General features: G+C 57.5%; 17 protein-coding genes and 1 other annotated feature. All 17 genes read left to right on the top strand.

Annotated features, from left to right (window positions below; genetic code table 11):
- Positions 1-2 precede the first annotated feature (2 nt).
- The 17 genes from ispD (at position 3) to rpoB (ending at position 16,181) form a co-directional block, all read left to right on the top strand.
- Positions 3-707, top strand: a complete 705-nt coding sequence (gene ispD / locus BLT01_RS00690) for a 2-C-methyl-D-erythritol 4-phosphate cytidylyltransferase (protein ID WP_092093120.1) — start codon at positions 3-5, stop codon at positions 705-707.
- A complete protein-coding gene (ispF, locus tag BLT01_RS00695) occupies positions 704-1,180 on the top strand; it encodes a 2-C-methyl-D-erythritol 2,4-cyclodiphosphate synthase (protein ID WP_092093124.1) in 477 nt (158 codons plus the stop codon). The genes ispD and ispF overlap by 4 nt, the downstream gene beginning before the upstream one ends.
- A gap of 435 nt (positions 1,181-1,615) precedes the next feature.
- Positions 1,616-3,073: a glutamate--tRNA ligase gene (gltX, locus tag BLT01_RS00700; RefSeq protein WP_092093127.1), complete on the top strand. Its 1,458-nt coding sequence runs from the start codon at positions 1,616-1,618 to the stop codon at positions 3,071-3,073.
- 391 nt (positions 3,074-3,464) lie between these two features.
- A complete protein-coding gene (gene cysE, locus BLT01_RS00705) occupies positions 3,465-4,121 on the top strand; it encodes a serine O-acetyltransferase (protein WP_092093130.1) in 657 nt (218 codons plus the stop codon).
- The gene (cysS, locus tag BLT01_RS00710; protein ID WP_092093134.1) at positions 4,118-5,518 is read left to right on the top strand and encodes a cysteine--tRNA ligase; all 1,401 of its coding nucleotides are present in this window, start codon (positions 4,118-4,120) and stop codon (positions 5,516-5,518) included. The genes cysE and cysS overlap by 4 nt, the downstream gene beginning before the upstream one ends.
- Positions 5,519-5,522: 4 nt before the next feature.
- Positions 5,523-5,942 carry a Mini-ribonuclease 3 gene (locus BLT01_RS00715; protein WP_092093137.1) on the top strand — a complete coding sequence of 140 codons (420 nt, stop codon included), beginning with the start codon at positions 5,523-5,525 and terminating at the stop codon, positions 5,940-5,942.
- On the top strand, positions 5,939-6,694 hold the full coding sequence (rlmB, locus tag BLT01_RS00720; protein ID WP_092093141.1) for a 23S rRNA (guanosine(2251)-2'-O)-methyltransferase RlmB: 756 nt from the start codon (positions 5,939-5,941) through the stop codon (positions 6,692-6,694). Before BLT01_RS00715 ends, rlmB begins: the two co-directional genes overlap by 4 nt.
- A complete protein-coding gene (locus BLT01_RS00725; protein ID WP_092093144.1) occupies positions 6,694-7,203 on the top strand; it encodes an NYN domain-containing protein in 510 nt (169 codons plus the stop codon). Before rlmB ends, BLT01_RS00725 begins: the two co-directional genes overlap by 1 nt.
- 73 nt (positions 7,204-7,276) lie before the next feature.
- Entirely contained in the window at positions 7,277-7,927 is a 651-nt protein-coding gene (sigH, locus tag BLT01_RS00730) for an RNA polymerase sporulation sigma factor SigH (RefSeq protein ID WP_092093917.1), read from the top strand.
- Between the two features lie 182 nt (positions 7,928-8,109).
- Positions 8,110-8,295 carry a preprotein translocase subunit SecE gene (gene secE / locus BLT01_RS00735; RefSeq protein WP_092093148.1) on the top strand — a complete coding sequence of 62 codons (186 nt, stop codon included), beginning with the start codon at positions 8,110-8,112 and terminating at the stop codon, positions 8,293-8,295.
- 200 nt (positions 8,296-8,495) lie between these two features.
- A complete protein-coding gene (nusG, locus tag BLT01_RS00740; RefSeq protein ID WP_092093153.1) occupies positions 8,496-9,029 on the top strand; it encodes a transcription termination/antitermination protein NusG in 534 nt (177 codons plus the stop codon).
- A gap of 165 nt (positions 9,030-9,194) precedes the next feature.
- Positions 9,195-9,620 (top strand): 50S ribosomal protein L11, encoded by a 426-nt coding sequence (rplK, locus tag BLT01_RS00745; protein ID WP_143020570.1) that lies wholly within the window; start codon positions 9,195-9,197, stop codon positions 9,618-9,620.
- A 117-nt stretch (positions 9,621-9,737) separates the two neighbouring features.
- Positions 9,738-10,439 carry a 50S ribosomal protein L1 gene (gene rplA, locus BLT01_RS00750; RefSeq protein ID WP_092093157.1) on the top strand — a complete coding sequence of 234 codons (702 nt, stop codon included), beginning with the start codon at positions 9,738-9,740 and terminating at the stop codon, positions 10,437-10,439.
- A 40-nt stretch (positions 10,440-10,479) separates the two neighbouring features.
- Positions 10,480-10,624: a sequence feature (ribosomal protein L10 leader region), on the top strand.
- 36 nt (positions 10,625-10,660) lie between these two features.
- On the top strand, positions 10,661-11,161 hold the full coding sequence (rplJ, locus tag BLT01_RS00755) for a 50S ribosomal protein L10 (RefSeq protein WP_092093161.1): 501 nt from the start codon (positions 10,661-10,663) through the stop codon (positions 11,159-11,161).
- Between the two features lie 71 nt (positions 11,162-11,232).
- A complete protein-coding gene (gene rplL / locus BLT01_RS00760) occupies positions 11,233-11,595 on the top strand; it encodes a 50S ribosomal protein L7/L12 (protein WP_092093166.1) in 363 nt (120 codons plus the stop codon).
- Between the two features lie 129 nt (positions 11,596-11,724).
- Complete coding sequence (locus tag BLT01_RS00765; RefSeq protein ID WP_092093171.1) at positions 11,725-12,327, top strand: class I SAM-dependent methyltransferase; 603 nt, start codon at positions 11,725-11,727, stop codon at positions 12,325-12,327.
- A 305-nt stretch (positions 12,328-12,632) separates the two neighbouring features.
- Positions 12,633-16,181 carry a DNA-directed RNA polymerase subunit beta gene (rpoB, locus tag BLT01_RS00770; RefSeq protein WP_092093176.1) on the top strand — a complete coding sequence of 1,183 codons (3,549 nt, stop codon included), beginning with the start codon at positions 12,633-12,635 and terminating at the stop codon, positions 16,179-16,181.
- The last annotated feature ends 79 nt before the right edge of the window (positions 16,182-16,260 follow it).

The following is a 16,260-nucleotide window of genomic DNA, read 5'->3' on the forward strand; positions in this document are numbered from 1 at the left end:
ACATGGACTACACAGTCATGCTGCCGGCTGCGGGAAGCGGCCGGCGGATGGGGGCAAGGGAGAACAAACTGTTCCTTCCGCTTGCGGGAAAGCCGATCCTGGTCCGGACGCTTTCCGTGTTCCAGAATGATCCGGACTGCGCCGGAATCATCCTTGCGGTTCGCCCGGACGAACGGGAGCGGATCAGGGAGATGCTGGCAGCGCATGGCATCACGAAAGTCACGGCAATGCCGGCCGGCGGGGGAGAGCGCCAGGACAGCGTGCGCGCCTGCGTCCGTGCGTTCATGGAAGCGGGCGGCAAGGATGACTCGGTCATCATGGTCCATGATGCCGCGCGGCCCTTTCTTTCACGCCGGGTGATCCGGGAACTGGCGGAGACGGTTCGGGAACACGGTGCCGCGATTGCTGCGGTTCCGTCCAAGGATACCGTCAAGCAGGTTGCGGACGGCATCGTGGAATCCACGCCGGACCGAAGCACTGTCTGGCTTGTCCAGACCCCGCAGGCGTTCCGCGCGGGCCTGTTGGCCGAAGCGGAGGAAAAAGCGCTGGAAGAAGGGTTCATCGGGACGGACGAATCGATGCTTGTCGAACGGCTCGGACATCCCGTCCGCGTCGTCGGGAGCACGTATGATAATCTGAAGATGACGACCAAGGTGGACCTCGCGATCGGCGAGGCGCTGCTGAAACGGCAGGAGGAGATGGAATGATCAGGATCGGACAAGGGTTTGACGTGCATGAATTCGCGGAGGGGCGCCCGCTCATCATCGGCGGCGTCACCATCCCGCATGAGCGCGGCCTCACCGGCCACTCGGATGCGGATGTGCTGCTCCATACCGTGACCGACGCGGCGCTTGGCGCCATCGGCAGGGGGGATATCGGCCATCACTTCCCGGACACCGACGAGGCGTTCAAGGACGCGGATTCCGCGGTGCTGCTGGAGCGTGTGTGGGCAGATGTCGAAGCGCAGGGCTGGAAGCTCGGTAATGTCGACTGCACGATCATGGCCCAGCGCCCGAAAATGGCGCCTCATATCGACAAGATCCGCGCCCGCATCGCGGAATTGCTTCATGCGGATGTGGCGCAGGTGAACGTCAAGGCAACCACGACCGAAAAGCTCGGCTTTGTCGGCCGGGAAGAAGGCATCGCCGCACTTGCGGTGATTTTATTGGAGAAAGCATAAGAACAGGGCCGCCCGCCATTGACGGGCGGCCTTTTGCGTGAAAAAGGGGGTTAAGGGTTCGCGTACGAATCGCGAAAGTTCGCGTGCGAAAAACCCTCGCCCCCGTGGTTTGCGTACGAATCACAAAAAGTTCGCGTACGAATCGCGAAAGTTCGCGTGCGAACCCCCCCGCCCCCGTGGTTCGCGTACGAATCACAAAAGTTCGCGTGCGAAAAACCCTCGCCCCCCGTGGTTTGCGTACGAATCGCAAAAGTTCGCGTACTAAAATCCCCTCGCCCCCAAAAAGTTCTCCCTCCAAAACCCCTGCCACCCGACTTCCCGGCATACCAGGATTGGTCACGGCCGCCAGCGGCAGCAACCTGGCGCTTTAAAACCACACATGCTGTGGTAAAATGGACGGAGCAAACATGTTCGAACGAACAGGAGGAACCATCTATGACACAGGAAGTTCGTGTACGCTATGCGCCGAGCCCGACGGGGCATCTGCATATCGGGAACGCCCGGACGGCGCTCTTCAACTATCTTTACGCACGCCACAACGGCGGCAAGTTCATCATCCGCATCGAAGACACCGACGCGAAGCGCAACATCGAGGGCGGCGAGGAATCGCAGCTCCGCTATCTGAAGTGGCTTGGCATCGACTGGGACGAGAGCATTGATGTCGGCGGCGAGTACGGTCCGTACCGCCAGTCGGAGCGAAACGACCTATACAAGGAACTGTACGGCGGGCTCCTGGAAAAGGGTCTGGCCTACAAGTGCTATTGCACCGAAGACGAGCTTGAAGCCGAGCGCGAAGCCCAGCAGGCACGCGGGGAAATGCCGCGCTACAGCGGCAAGTGCCGCCACCTGACAGACGACGACCGCGCGAAACTGGAGGCGGAGGGCCGCAAGCCGAGCATCCGTTTTGCTGTTCCGGAAGGCCGCACGTACAAATTCCACGACATGGTCAAGGATGAGGTGTCGTTCGAGTCTGGCGATATCGGCGACTGGGTCATCGTGAAAAAGGACGGCGTGCCGACCTATAACTTCGCGGTGGCGGCCGATGACCACTACATGAAGATTTCTCACGTGCTCCGCGGGGATGATCACATCTCCAACACACCGAAGCAACTGATGATCTACGAGGCGTTCGGCTGGGAGCCGCCGACGTTCGGCCACATGACGCTGATCGTGAACGAAAGCCGCAAGAAATTGTCGAAGCGTGACGAATCGATCATCCAGTTTATCGAACAGTACGAAGAGCTCGGATACCTTCCGGAGGCGCTCTTCAACTTTATCGCGCTGCTCGGCTGGTCGCCGAAGGGCGAGGAGGAGATTTTCTCGAAGGACGAGTTCATCGAAATGTTCGAAGCGGACCGCCTGTCAAAGTCGCCTGCGCTTTTCGACAAGCAGAAGCTGACATGGATGAACAACCAGTACGTCAAGCAGCTGCCGCTCGAGGAAGTCGTGAAGCTGGCGCTTCCGCATCTCCAGAAGGCGTGCCGCCTGCCGGAAGAGCTGTCCGCGGAAGAACGCGAATGGGCGGAGCGCCTGATCGCCCTGTACCAGGAGCAGATGAGCTTCGGCGCGGAAATTGTCGAATTGTCCGCCCAGTTCTTTAACGACGGGATTGAATACGATGAAGAAGCGAAAGCAGTTCTGTCCGGCGAACAGGTTCCGGAAGTGATGACGGCATTCAAGGCGAAGCTTGAAGAGCTTGAGTCGTTTGACCCGGCATCGATCAAGGGCGCCATCAAGGCCGTACAAAAGAAAACCGGCCACAAAGGCAAGAATCTCTTCATGCCGATCCGCGTCGTGACGACGGGCCAGACACACGGCCCTGAGCTTCAGGAAGCGATTTCCCTCCTTGGCCGCGACAAGGTCATCCGCCGCGTCTCCGCGTACGCGGGCTGAATATACCGGGCATTCGCCGCATACGGTTCAATCAATTGACATTCCGCGTTCCCCAAGTACAATAAAGGTCAATAAGGATTCAACATACCGAAAGCGACGAAGAGGAGAAGTACGTTGCGCATGCTCGTCAGAGAGGGCCGCCGCCGGCTGAAAGCGGCCCGGGCCGCTGCGCGCGGAAATGCACCTCGGAGCGCCGAGCCGAAGTCCAGTAGGCCGGCCGTCTTGCCCCCGTTACGGGCACCGAGGGGGGAGGGGCTTTCTGCTCCTCCCAAACCAGAGTGGAACCGCGCATACGAGGCGTCTCTGTCAGCTGACAGAGACGCTTTTTGTTTTGGCGGAGCTCCGGGGCGCAACTGCAGCCGTTTTTCGGATTTTGGAGGAATGTTTAACCATGTTCAAGAGGATGAAAGAAGACATCTCGACGATTTTTGATCAGGACCCTTCGGCAAGGAGTTCAATTGAGATTGTCCTGACATATGCCGGGCTCCATGCGATTTGGGGATACCGGGTCGCCCATTTTCTTCACACGAGAGGACTGCGCTTCCTTGCTCGGGTCGTTTCCCAATTCGTCCGGTTCCTGACGGGAATCGAAATCCATCCGGGTGCGGTCATTGGCCGCCGGTTCTTCATCGACCACGGCTCCGGTGTCGTCATCGGGGAGACGTGCGTGATCGGCGATGACGTGACGCTTTATCAGGGTGTGACCCTTGGTGGGACCGGCAAAGAAAAAGGGAAGCGCCACCCGACGCTCGGCAACAATGTACTCATTGCATCCGGGGCTAAGGTGCTCGGTTCGATCACGCTCGGCGACAACGTCAAAGTCGGCGCGGGATCGGTCGTGCTGAAAGACGTGCCGCCGAACTCGACAGTCGTCGGGATTCCGGGAACGGTCGTCGTCCGGAATGGCGTCAAGGTGACCAGGAAACTGGACCACCAGGATATCCCGGACCCGGTCGCAGACAAGTGCGACATGCTGGAAGTGAAGATCAAGCGACTTAACAACGAATTGGAACGGCTGCAGGAGCAGTTGAAGGAGGAGCGACGATGACCATTCAGATTTTCAATACTCTCACCAGACAAAAAGAACCGTTTGTCCCTATCGAAAAAGGGAAAGTGAAGATGTATGTGTGCGGCCCGACCGTCTACAACTACATCCATATCGGCAATGCGCGTCCGGTCATCGTCTACGACACGGTCCGCAATTACCTGGAGTACAAGGGCTACGATGTCCATTATGTCTCAAACTTCACCGACGTCGACGACAAGATCATCAAGGCGGCAAATGAGCATGGCGAAGAAGTCGGCGAACTGACGGAGCGGTTCATCGCCGCGTATTTCGCGGATATCGAGGCGCTCGGTTGCCGCCATGCGGACGACCATCCGCGCGTCACAGCGCATATACGGGACATCATCGACTTTATCGGTGTGCTGATCGACAAGGGCTATGCTTACGAGTCGGGCGGCGATGTGTATTACCGGACGAGAAAATTCGACGGCTACGGCAAGCTATCCCAGCAGTCGATCGACGAGCTCAAGGTCGGCGCGCGCATCCAGCCGGGAGAGAAAAAGGAGGACGCGCTCGACTTTGCCCTCTGGAAGGGCGTGAAGCCCGGTGAGGTCTCGTGGGAAAGCCCGTGGGGCGCGGGCCGGCCGGGCTGGCACATCGAGTGCTCAGTCATGGCGAGGGAAGTGCTCGGGGACACGATCGACATTCACGCCGGCGGCCAGGACCTGACATTCCCGCACCACGAGAACGAAATTGCCCAGAGCGAAGCGCACAACGACAAGACTTTCGCCAACTACTGGATGCACAACGGCTACGTCAATATCGACAACGAGAAAATGTCGAAATCACTCGGCAACTTCATCACTGTCCACGATCTCCGGCAGAAGATCGACCCGCAGGTGTTGCGCTACTTTATGCTGACCGTCCATTACCGGAACCCGATCAACTTCTCATCGGAAGTGATCGAAGATGCGGAAAGCGCGCTCGGGCGGCTTCGGACGGCGTACCGCAACCTCATGTTCCGCCTCGGGCAGACAGCGGACAACGGCGACCAGGCCGACGTCTGGCTTCACCGGATCACGGAAGCGGAGAAGGCGTTCGTAGATGCCATGGACGATGACTTCAACACGGCAAACGCCATTGCTGCACTTTTCGATCTGGCCCGATTGTCCAACACCTACCTGAACGAGAAAAACACCCAGAAAGACGTGCTCCAGGCATTCCTCGGCACATTCGGCAAACTTGCCGGCGTGCTCGGCATCTCCCTTGAGACGGCGGATGAACTTCCGGGAGAGGAAGTCGATGCATTGATTGCCGAACGCGAAGAGGCACGTAAAAACCGTGATTTCAAGCGCGCTGACGAAATTCGTGATCACCTGCTGAGCCAGGGCATCGTCCTTGAGGATACCCGTCAGGGCGTCCGCTGGAAGAGGGGCTGATCGGATGGCCGGAATCAGTGATGGCGACATCCGCCAGCTAAACGGGCTTGCGCTCGCCTATATGGGGGACGCGGTCTACGAAGTCGCTGTCCGCGAGCACCTGATCCGCTCCGGGCGGGCGAAGCCGAACACCCTTCACCGGCTTGCGACCGGCTACGTATCGGCAAAGTCCCAGGCGGCGATCATTCTCTCGATGGAGGAGGGCGGATTCCTCGAGGAAGCGGAATCCGCGGTCGTCCGCCGGGGGCGCAATGCCAAATCGGGACATGCCCCGAAAAACACCGACATACAGACGTACAATTACAGCACGGCTTTCGAGGCGCTGGTCGGCTATCTGCATCTGCTCGGGAATGAAGAGCGGCTGGACGAAGTGATCCGATACGCCATCGACTTTGCCGAATCGAAAGGAGGGGAAGTGCGGTGACGAACCGTGAAGAAGAAATCATTGCGGGGCGCAATCCCGTCCTCGAGGCGCTGCGTTCCGGGCGACAGCTGAACAAAGTCTGGATTGCCGAAGGCATGCAGAAGGGCTTTGCTTCGGATATCCGCCGGCTTGCAAAAGAATCCGGCACGGTTGTCCAGCAGGTGCCGAAGAAAAAGCTCGACCAACTGACCGAGCTGACCCACCAGGGTGTCGCCGCTTCGGTTGCCGCGTACGGCTACGCGGAAATGGATGATCTGTTCCGCCGGGCGGAGGAGCGCGGTGAGGATCCGTTTTTCCTCATCCTGGACGAGCTCGAGGACCCGCACAATCTGGGATCGATCCTCCGGACGGCAGATGCGTCCGGCGTCCACGGCATCATGATTCCGAAGAGGCGTTCCGTCGGCCTGACCGGCGTGGTCGCCAAGGCGTCGACCGGCGCGATCGAGCATGTCCCGGTCGTGCGGGTCGGCAATATGGCACGCACCGTGGATGAACTGAAAGGCCGCGGCGTATGGATTGCCGGCACGGATGCCAAAGGGGAGGCGGACTACCGCAGCATGGATGCCGGCCTGCCGCTCGCCGTCATCATCGGCAGTGAGGGCCGCGGCATGAGCCGTCTTCTCCGGGACAAATGCGACTTCCTGTACAGCCTTCCGATGGTCGGCCACGTCAATTCCCTGAATGCCTCCGTCGCGGCGGCCCTTCTCATGTACGAAGTGTTCCGCAAGCGTGATCCGGAAGGCGGTCAGTGATGGACGTCCTGATCGTCGACGGCTATAACATCATCGGCGACTGGCCGGAGCTGAAAATGCTCCGGGATGCCCGGCTTGAGGATGCCCGCGACCTGCTCGTCGAGATGATGGCGGAATACCGGGCGTATACGGGCTGGCGGGTGATTGTCGTCTTCGATGCGCAGTACGTCCCGGGCATTCCGAAGCCGGAGCGGCGGCGGGATGTCGAAGTGATCTATACAAGGGAGAATGAGACGGCTGATGAACGCATCGAGCGCCTGGCCTCCGAACTCGGAAACCGGCGGACCCGGGTGCATGTCGCCACATCGGACTTTACCGAGCAACGTGTCATTTTCGCGCAGGGCGCCCTCCGGAAATCCGCCCGCGAACTCCGGCTCGAAATGGGTGAAGTCCGTGACGGCATTGCAAAACGGGTGAAGGAAATCCGCGAAAACCGGCCGTTCTCCAAGATCCCGCTCAGCGACGATGTGGCCGAAATTTTCGAAAAATGGCGCCGCGGACTCAAATGAGCAGTTGACGACAATATTTTCCTTCCTGTACACTTGTCATTAAATTCGTGGGGGACCGGGGTGATCTGAAATGATGATTGACAGCCGGAAAGAGGTTTTGGGGGAATCGTTTGAAAACCATAGCGATGAGTCGCTTGTCGGGCTGGTGCATGCCGGGAGGTCGGACGCGCTCGATTACCTGATCCGGAAGTATCATTATTTCGTCCGGATGAAAGCGCGCTCATACTTCCTGGTCGGAGCGGACCGGGAAGACATCATCCAAGAGGGGATGATCGGCCTGTACAAGGCAATCCGGGACTTTCGCCCGGATAAGCTCAGCTCATTCCGCGCCTTTGCGGAGCTCTGCATCACGCGGCAAATCATCACAGCGATCAAGACTGCGACGCGCCAAAAGCATATCCCGCTCAATTCGTCGATCTCACTTGACAAGCCGGTCTACGAGGATGAGTCCGAGCGGACGCTTCTGGATATGCTGACGGGGCCGGAGCTGGACGACCCCGCGGATCTCATGGTTCACCGGGAGGATTTCCACCGGCTTGAGGAAGAGGTCAACAACGTCCTGAGCACACTGGAACGGCAAGTGCTCGCCCTTTATCTGGAGGGACGCAGCTACCAGGAAATATCGGACAAGCTCGACCGCCAGGTGAAGTCGATTGATAACGCCCTCCAGCGGATCAAGAGGAAATTGGAGCAGCACCTTGCCGCCGCGGGGGCGCGCCGGTAGGCACCCGGCCGCGTTGACAGCCTTGTTTGCAGGTGGTAGGCTGTAAACGGACCGGTCCGCGGATCGGCGGCACGGCCGTCCTTACCCGGCGGCCGGCGGAAAATCGTGATGCGACGCCGGAACTTCCGGTGACACAACCACACTTGACTTAGACACATTTACAATCCGGAGGTTTACGATAAATGGGCAAGATTCGTGAGTTTTTCAGCGGCGTCGTCTCCGAGATGCGGAAGGTCAGCTGGCCGAAGCGCAAAGAACTGACCAAGTACACGATTGTCGTTCTTTCGACGGTCGTATTCATGGCTTTGTTCTTCGTAGTGATCGACCTTGGCATTTCGGAGCTGTTCCGCTGGTTCCTGAGCATCTGACTCAGGCTGTCTGAATACATGGCCACAATAGCCCGTCTGGAAGACCGCACGGGCTTTTTCATTTTGCTGAAGTCCGGGGCGGTTGTGTCTGCCGGATGCGGACACACTCATTGGAGGAGCCGCATCCGGGAAACCGCCGCCCCGGCGCTCAGTCGTTGATTTGGAAGTGAAAGGGAGGGACGGACGGCCAGTCCGATCGAATGGAGAAAAATTGGTACGTGGTGCACACCTATTCCGGATACGAGAATAAGGTGAAGGCGAACCTTGAAAAACGGGTCGAAACGATGGGAATGCTTGATAAGATCTTCCGCGTCATCGTTCCCGAAGAACAGGAAACAGAGCTGAAAGACGGCAAGAAAAAGACCGTCATGCGAAAAACTTTCCCGGGATATGTCCTCGTCGAAATGATCATGACGGATGATTCCTGGTACGTCGTCCGCAACACGCCGGGCGTCACGGGCTTTATCGGCTCGTCCGGCGGCGGTGCGAAACCGACGCCGCTCATGCCGGACGAGGTCGACTTTATCCTCCGCCAGATGGGCATGAAGGAAGCCAAAGTCGAAATGGACGTCGAAGAAGGCGAACTTGTCGAAGTGCTCGAAGGGCCGTTCGCGAACTTCCAGGGCACGGTCGAGGAAGTCGATCCGGCCAAGGGCAAAGTCAAAGTCGCCGTCGAGATGTTCGGGCGCGAGACGAAGATGGAACTTGATTTCGCCCAGATTCGTAAAATTTGACATCCCCGCTTGCATGCGGGAGGCGTTAGTGGTATTATTCCATAGGTCAGGCCTAAAATGGGCCTGCTGCGGATCAACCGTATTCTACCGGCAATGCCGGCAGACACATATGAGTGGGAGGGGCAACCCTATTACCACATCACGGACTTTAAGGAGGTGCGTCTCGTGGCTAAAAAAGTAAGCAAAATCGTTAAACTGCAAATCCCTGCAGGTAAAGCAAACCCGGCACCACCGGTCGGACCGGCACTCGGTCAGGCAGGTGTGAACATCATGGGCTTCTGTAAGGAATTCAACGCACGGACATCTGACCAGGCAGGTCTCATCATCCCTGTTGAGATCACGGTTTTTGAAGACCGCTCGTTTACATTCATTACAAAAACTCCGCCGGCTGCCGTTCTTCTGAAGAAAGCAGCAGGCATCGATAAGGCGTCCGGCGAACCGAACAAAAACAAGGTTGCCGTCGTCAAGCGTGATAAAGTCCGCGAAATCGCGGAGACTAAAATGCCGGACCTCAACGCCGCTTCTGTTGAAGCAGCGATGCAGATGGTCGAAGGCACTGCCCGCAGCATGGGCATCACGATCGAAGACTGATTCTTTCACTTGATGTTGTTCTGTTACAGGAGGGTTGCGCCCGTTCTACGCGAACGCCGCAATCCTTTTTCGTGGGAGGGTTAATCCGCTATAACCACAATCAAGGAGGAAACAAACATGGCTAAAAAAGGCAAGAAGCTCGTAGAAGCGGCTAAAAAAGTAGACCGCGAACAACTCTACGGCGCAGAAGAAGCAATCGCGCTCGCTAAAGAAACGAGCACAACCAAATTCGACGCAACGGTCGAAGTCGCATTCCGTCTCGGGATCGATACTCGTAAAAACGACCAGCAAATCCGTGGCGCAGTCGTCCTTCCGAACGGAACGGGCAAAACGCAAAAGGTCCTCGTTTTCGCAAAAGGCGAAAAAGCGAAGGAAGCGGAAGCTGCAGGCGCTGACTATGTAGGCGAAGCGGACTACGTCCAAAAGATCCAGCAAGGCTGGTTCGATTTCGACGTCGTCGTTGCGACTCCTGACATGATGGGCGAAGTCGGCAAGCTCGGCCGCGTCCTCGGGCCAAAGGGCCTCATGCCAAACCCTAAGACAGGCACTGTCACGTTCGACGTGACAAAAGCTGTCCAGGACATCAAAGCAGGTAAGGTTGAATACCGCGCTGATAAGGCCGGCATCATCCACGCACCGATCGGAAAAGTTTCGTTCGATAACGAGAAGCTCATCGAGAACTTCGAAACCATCTTCGAAACGATCCAGAAAGCGAAGCCTGCAGCTGCAAAAGGCACTTACATGAAGTCTGTCAACGTGACGACTACAATGGGCCCTGCAGTGAAAATCGATGCGGCAAACGTCCTCGTCAAAAAATAATCATTGACAACAGAACGGCAGTCTGGTAATATTGCCGATGTTGTGAATATCGTTTGTACCGTAGACAGCAGGGGCGGCATGCCGCTTAATCTTCCTGCCGAGGACAAAGACGTGCTTGATTGAATGAAGCCGACTTTAATGCCCTGTGTCTGCGTTCGCGGATACAGGGCTTTTCCGTTGATATGCGGTATAAATGAGCCACTCTAACAGGAGGTGTTGACATGAGCAAGATTCTCGAACAGAAACAAGCGCTCGTCGATGAAATCAGCGGCAAGCTGAAAGAAGCGGCATCCGTTGTTGTCGTGGACTACCGCGGCCTCAACGTGGCGCAAGTGACTGAGCTGCGTAAACAGCTTCGCGAAGAAGGCATCGAGTTCAAAGTTTACAAAAACTCGATGACTCGCCGCGCGGCTGAAGCAGCAGGCCTCGAAGCACTCAACGAGTACATGACAGGCCCGAACGCAATTGCGTTCTCGAAAGAAGACGTTGTCGCTCCTGCGCGGATCATCAATAACTTCGCAAAGGACAACGATGCGCTTGAGATCAAAGCGGGCGTCATCGAAGGCAACGTTGCAACACTGGAAGAAGTCAAGGCACTGGCGGAACTCCCATCCCGGGAAGGTCTCCTCTCCATGGTCCTCAGCGTACTCCAGGCACCGATCCGCAACTTTGCACTCGCTTCGAAGGCGGTTGCAGAGCAGAAGGAAGAGCAAGGCGCATAATCCAGCAGCCTGAGCCAACGGAACGCGGCATCGCCGCATAAAATAAATCGATCCATTAGGAGGAAACATCAATGAGCAAAGAGCAAATCATTGAAGCGATCAAAGAAATGACGGTCCTCGAACTGAACGACCTCGTCAAAGCTATCGAAGAAGAATTCGGCGTAACAGCAGCAGCTCCTGTTGCAGTTGCAGGCGGCGCAGCAGGCCCTGCAGCAGAAGAAAAAACAGACTTCGACGTTGTCCTTGCTTCCGCAGGCGACCAGAAGATCAAAGTCATCAAGGTTGTCCGCGAAATCACTGGCCTTGGCCTGAAAGAAGCGAAAGCGCTCGTAGACGAAGCGCCGAAGCCGATCAAAGAAGGCGTAGCGAAAGAAGAAGCAGAAGAAATGAAAGCGAAGCTCGAAGAAGTCGGCGCAGGCGTCGAACTCAAGTAATTCCCGCTTCCCATACAAAAAAGCCCGTCTCAACTCGACGGGCTTTTTTATTCATGTCCGAAGGGTATGATAGGAGCAGCAGTTCCCGGCCCCGGCCGGGCACAATCTTCATGAACGGAGGCGACGGGCATGGCGGATCATTATTATTCAAAAAAGCCGGGCACCGAAAGTGCACCGCAAACCTGGACGGCAACGCTCCGCGGCATCCCGTTCCGTTTCAAGACGGATGCGGGCGTATTCAGCAAGCAAAGCGTTGATTTTGGATCGAGGCTTCTGATCGACACGTTCAGGGAGCCGGCGATCCCGGGCAATGTCCTGGATATCGGCTGCGGATACGGGCCGGTCGGCCTGACAGCCGCCAGGCTGATGCCGGACAGAGTCGTCCATATGGTCGATGTGAACAGCCGGGCGCTTGGCCTCGCACGCGAAAATGCCGGCACAAACGGCGCCGGCAACACGGAGATCTATGAAAGTGACGCAGGTTCGGATGTGCGCGGAGCCGGCTTTTCGGCGATTTTGACCAATCCGCCGATCCGCGCCGGCAAAGACACGGTCTTCAGGATCTATGAAGATGCCTTCCGCCTTCTTGCCGAAGGGGGCGAGCTCTGGGTCGTCATCCAGAAAAAACAGGGCGCCGCGTCCACGGAAAAGAAGCTTCAGGAGCTTTTCGGCAATGTTACGGCCGAAGCCAAGAAAAAAGGCTATTTTATCTACCGGTCGCTTAAAAAATGACTTGACAAACATTGACTTGACAAATATTCAATGATAGTATAATAAAATGCACAAATAAAATTGAGGTCGTGTGCCCTTTTGACTGAAGTGCCTCCGGCTGCCCGCGCGGCATCCGGGGCCGGACATTCATACCGTATAGTCTGGCTCTTCAATTGGGAATACTGGCCCGGAATGGAATAAGCCTGGTGAAACCGAAAATGAGCTTCTGCATCGGACTCGTTTTCTTTTTGTCTTTTCGGATATCATACATCAATTTGCCGGCATCCGCAAAGACCCATTATCGCTTTAATTGAGGGGTGAATCAGTTGACAGGTCAACTAGTTCAGTACGGTCAACATCGTCAGCGCAGGAGTTTTGCGCGGATCAGTGAGGTGCTTGAGCTCCCGAATCTGATCGAGATCCAGACGAAGTCCTATGAATGGTTCCTTGAAGAAGGTCTGCGGGACATGTTCCGCGACATTTCTCCAATCGAGGACTTCACGGGCAATCTTTCGCTTGAATTCGTCGACTATAGCCTCAGCGAACCGAAGTATCCGGTCGGCGAGTCGAAAGAGCGCGATGCGACGTACGCGGCACCACTCCGCGTCAAGGTCCGCCTCCATAATAAAGAAACCGAGGAAGTAAAAGAGCAGGATGTCTTCATGGGCGACTTCCCGCTTATGACGGACAACGGGACATTCATCATCAACGGCGCGGAACGCGTCATCGTCTCCCAGCTCGTGCGCTCCCCGAGCGTTTACTTCCACGATAAAACGGACAAGAACGGCAAGCGCGGCTTCGGAGCGACAGTCATCCCGAACCGTGGCGCATGGCTCGAATACGAGACGGATGCGAAAGACGTCGTCCATGTCCGCATCGACCGCACGCGCAAATTGCCGGTCACGGTCCTTCTGCGCGCGCTCGGTTTCGGTTCGGATCAGGAAATCATCGATCTGATCGGGGACAATGAATATCTCCAGAACACACTGGAGAAGGACGGCACCGAAAGCACCGAAAAAGCACTCCTTGAAATCTACGAGCGTCTCCGCCCGGGCGAGCCGCCAACGGTGGAGAGCGCAAAGAATCTGCTTTACTCCCGCTTCTTCGATCCGAAGCGCTATGATCTTGCCGACGTCGGACGCTACAAGATGAACAAGAAACTCAGCATCAAAAACCGCCTGCTCAACCAGACGCTCGCAGAAGCGATCGCTGATCCGGAGACGGGCGAAATCATTGCGGAAAAGGGAACGCTTCTCGATCGCCGCGAACTCGACCGCATCATCCCGTTCCTCGAGCAGGGCGCCGGCTATGAAACCCTTGAGCCGGTCGGCGGCGTACTCGACGAGGATATCACGATCTCTTCGGTGAAAATCTATGCACCGAACAGTGAAGACGAGAAAGTCATCAACGTCATCGGCAACGCAGATGTCGAAGAAGCGGTGAAGCACGTCACGCCGGCGGACATCGTCGCGTCGATCAGCTACTTCTTCAACCTGCTTTACCAGGTCGGCACGACTGATGACATCGACCATCTCGGAAACCGCCGTCTCCGTTCGGTCGGGGAACTGCTGCAGAACCAGTTCCGCATCGGCCTTTCCCGGATGGAGCGCGTGGTCCGCGAGCGGATGTCGATCAACGATACACAATCTATTGTGCCTCAGCAGCTGATCAATATCCGTCCGGTCATCGCATCGATCAAAGAATTCTTCGGCAGCTCCCAGCTGTCCCAGTTCATGGACCAGACGAACCCGCTTGCGGAACTGACGCATAAGCGCCGCCTATCCGCACTCGGGCCGGGCGGGCTCACGCGTGAGCGCGCCGGTATGGAAGTCCGTGACGTCCACTACTCCCACTACGGGCGCATGTGCCCGATCGAGACGCCGGAAGGCCCGAACATCGGGCTCATCAACTCGCTTTCGACCTATGCGAAAGTGAACAAATTCGGCTTCATTGAAACACCGTACCGCCGGGTGGACCCGGAGACGGGTATCGTCACGGACCGGATCGACTACCTGACGGCCGACGAAGAGGACAACTACGTCGTCGCCCAGGCGAACGCGCCGCTTGATGAAGACGGCCGTTTCGTCAACGAAGAGGTTGTCGGCCGCTTCCGCGGTGACAACTCGGTCTTCAAGCGCGAATCGATCGACTACATGGACGTCTCGCCTAAACAGGTTGTCTCGGCTGCGACTGCGTGCATCCCGTTCCTTGAGAACGACGACTCGAACCGCGCCCTCATGGGTGCGAACATGCAGCGCCAGGCCGTTCCGCTCCTGAATCCGGAAGCGCCGTTTGTCGGCACGGGGATGGAGTACGTCTCGGCGCGCGACTCGGGCGCGGCGATCGTCTCGAGGCACCACGGCATCGTGGAGCATGTCGAGGCGAAGGAAGTCCGTGTCCGCCGCATCGAAACGGTGGACGGCAAGGAAGTCAAGGGCGACCTCGACATCTACCGCTTTGAGAAATTCGTCCGTTCCAACCAGGGGACATGCTACAACCAGCGCCCGATCGTCAGCGTCGGCGATCGTGTCGAGCCGCTTACCGTACTCGGTGACGGCCCTTCGATGGACAACGGCGAGCTTGCGCTCGGCCGCAACGTCCTCGTCGCGTTCATGACATGGGATGGCTTCAACTACGAGGATGCCGTCATCATGAGCGAGCGCCTGGTAAAGGATGACGTGTATACATCGATCCATATTGAAGAATATGAATCAGACTCCCGCGATACGAAGCTCGGACCTGAAGAAATCACCCGTGACATCCCGAACGTCGGTGAAGACGCGCTCCGCAACCTCGATGAGCGCGGCATCATCCGCATCGGTGCTGAAGTGCGTGACGGCGATATCCTCGTCGGCAAGGTCACGCCGAAAGGTGTCACCGAGCTGACGGCGGAAGAACGCCTCCTCCACGCCATCTTCGGCGAGAAGGCACGGGAAGTGCGAGACACCTCGCTCCGTGTTCCTCACGGGGCGGGCGGAATCGTCCTCGACGTCAAAGTGTTCAACCGCGAAGACGGCGATGAGCTTGCGCCGGGTGTCAACCAGCTTGTGCGCGTGTACATCGTCCAGAAGCGGAAAATCTCCGTGGGCGACAAGATGGCTGGCCGCCACGGGAACAAGGGTGTCATCTCCCGGATTCTTCCGGAAGAGGACATGCCGTTCATGCCGGACGGCACGCCGGTTGACATCATGCTCAACCCGCTCGGCGTCCCTTCCCGGATGAACATCGGCCAGGTGCTCGAACTTCACCTCGGCATGGCTGCGCGTTACCTCGGCCTCCATATGGCGAGCCCGGTCTTCGACGGTGCCAACGAAGAAGACGTCTGGGAGACCATGGAAGAAGCCGGCATGGACCGCTCGGGTAAAACGACCCTCTACGACGGGCGTTCCGGCGAACCGTTCGACAGCAAAGTGTCGGTCGGCATCATGTACATGATCAAGCTCGCCCACATGGTCGATGACAAGCTCCACGCCCGTTCGACCGGGCCATACTCACTCGTCACACAGCAGCCGCTCGGCGGTAAGGCGCAGTTCGGCGGACAGCGTTTCGGCGAGATGGAAGTATGGGCGCTTGAAGCATACGGTGCAGCCTACACGCTGCAGGAAATCCTGACGGTCAAGTCCGATGACGTCGTCGGACGCGTGAAGACCTATGAGGCGATCGTCAAAGGGGAAAACATCCCGCAGCCGGGCATCCCTGAATCGTTCAAGGTTCTGATCAAGGAACTCCAGTCCCTCGGCCTCGATGTCAAGATGCTGACGGAGGAATACGAGGAGATCGAGCTCCGCGACCTCGATGAGGACGAAGACCTGCAGCCGACGGATGCGCTGAACATCCTGCCGGCCAACGAGCAGGAAACAATCGGAGCCGAATAACGCGGACGAAGTTGCAGCCGGGCGGCAGGGCCGCCCGTGAAGCTGCATTGCCATGAACGGTGAGCCTGTTCAGATTGAG

This window comes from Bhargavaea beijingensis, from assembly GCF_900101985.1.
Classification (GTDB): domain Bacteria; phylum Bacillota; class Bacilli; order Bacillales_A; family Planococcaceae; genus Bhargavaea; species Bhargavaea beijingensis.

What these genes read in the sequence shown, in the direction of transcription:
- BLT01_RS00715 (WP_092093137.1), top strand. Translation starts at nt 5,523, where the DNA reads ATGGCCGGAATCAGTGATGGCGACATCCGCCAGCTAAACGGGCTTGCG.
- ispF (WP_092093124.1), top strand. Translation starts at nt 704, where the DNA reads ATGATCAGGATCGGACAAGGGTTTGACGTGCATGAATTCGCGGAGGGG.
- cysS (WP_092093134.1), top strand. Translation starts at nt 4,118, where the DNA reads ATGACCATTCAGATTTTCAATACTCTCACCAGACAAAAAGAACCGTTT.
- nusG (WP_092093153.1), top strand. Translation starts at nt 8,496, where the DNA reads ATGGAGAAAAATTGGTACGTGGTGCACACCTATTCCGGATACGAGAAT.
- cysE (WP_092093130.1), top strand. Translation starts at nt 3,465, where the DNA reads ATGTTCAAGAGGATGAAAGAAGACATCTCGACGATTTTTGATCAGGAC.
- secE (WP_092093148.1), top strand. Translation starts at nt 8,110, where the DNA reads ATGGGCAAGATTCGTGAGTTTTTCAGCGGCGTCGTCTCCGAGATGCGG.
- rplJ (WP_092093161.1), top strand. Translation starts at nt 10,661, where the DNA reads ATGAGCAAGATTCTCGAACAGAAACAAGCGCTCGTCGATGAAATCAGC.
- BLT01_RS00765 (WP_092093171.1), top strand. Translation starts at nt 11,725, where the DNA reads ATGGCGGATCATTATTATTCAAAAAAGCCGGGCACCGAAAGTGCACCG.
- rplA (WP_092093157.1), top strand. Translation starts at nt 9,738, where the DNA reads ATGGCTAAAAAAGGCAAGAAGCTCGTAGAAGCGGCTAAAAAAGTAGAC.
- gltX (WP_092093127.1), top strand. Translation starts at nt 1,616, where the DNA reads ATGACACAGGAAGTTCGTGTACGCTATGCGCCGAGCCCGACGGGGCAT.
- BLT01_RS00725 (WP_092093144.1), top strand. Translation starts at nt 6,694, where the DNA reads ATGGACGTCCTGATCGTCGACGGCTATAACATCATCGGCGACTGGCCG.
- ispD (WP_092093120.1), top strand. Translation starts at nt 3, where the DNA reads ATGGACTACACAGTCATGCTGCCGGCTGCGGGAAGCGGCCGGCGGATG.
- sigH (WP_092093917.1), top strand. Translation starts at nt 7,277, where the DNA reads ATGATTGACAGCCGGAAAGAGGTTTTGGGGGAATCGTTTGAAAACCAT.
- rplL (WP_092093166.1), top strand. Translation starts at nt 11,233, where the DNA reads ATGAGCAAAGAGCAAATCATTGAAGCGATCAAAGAAATGACGGTCCTC.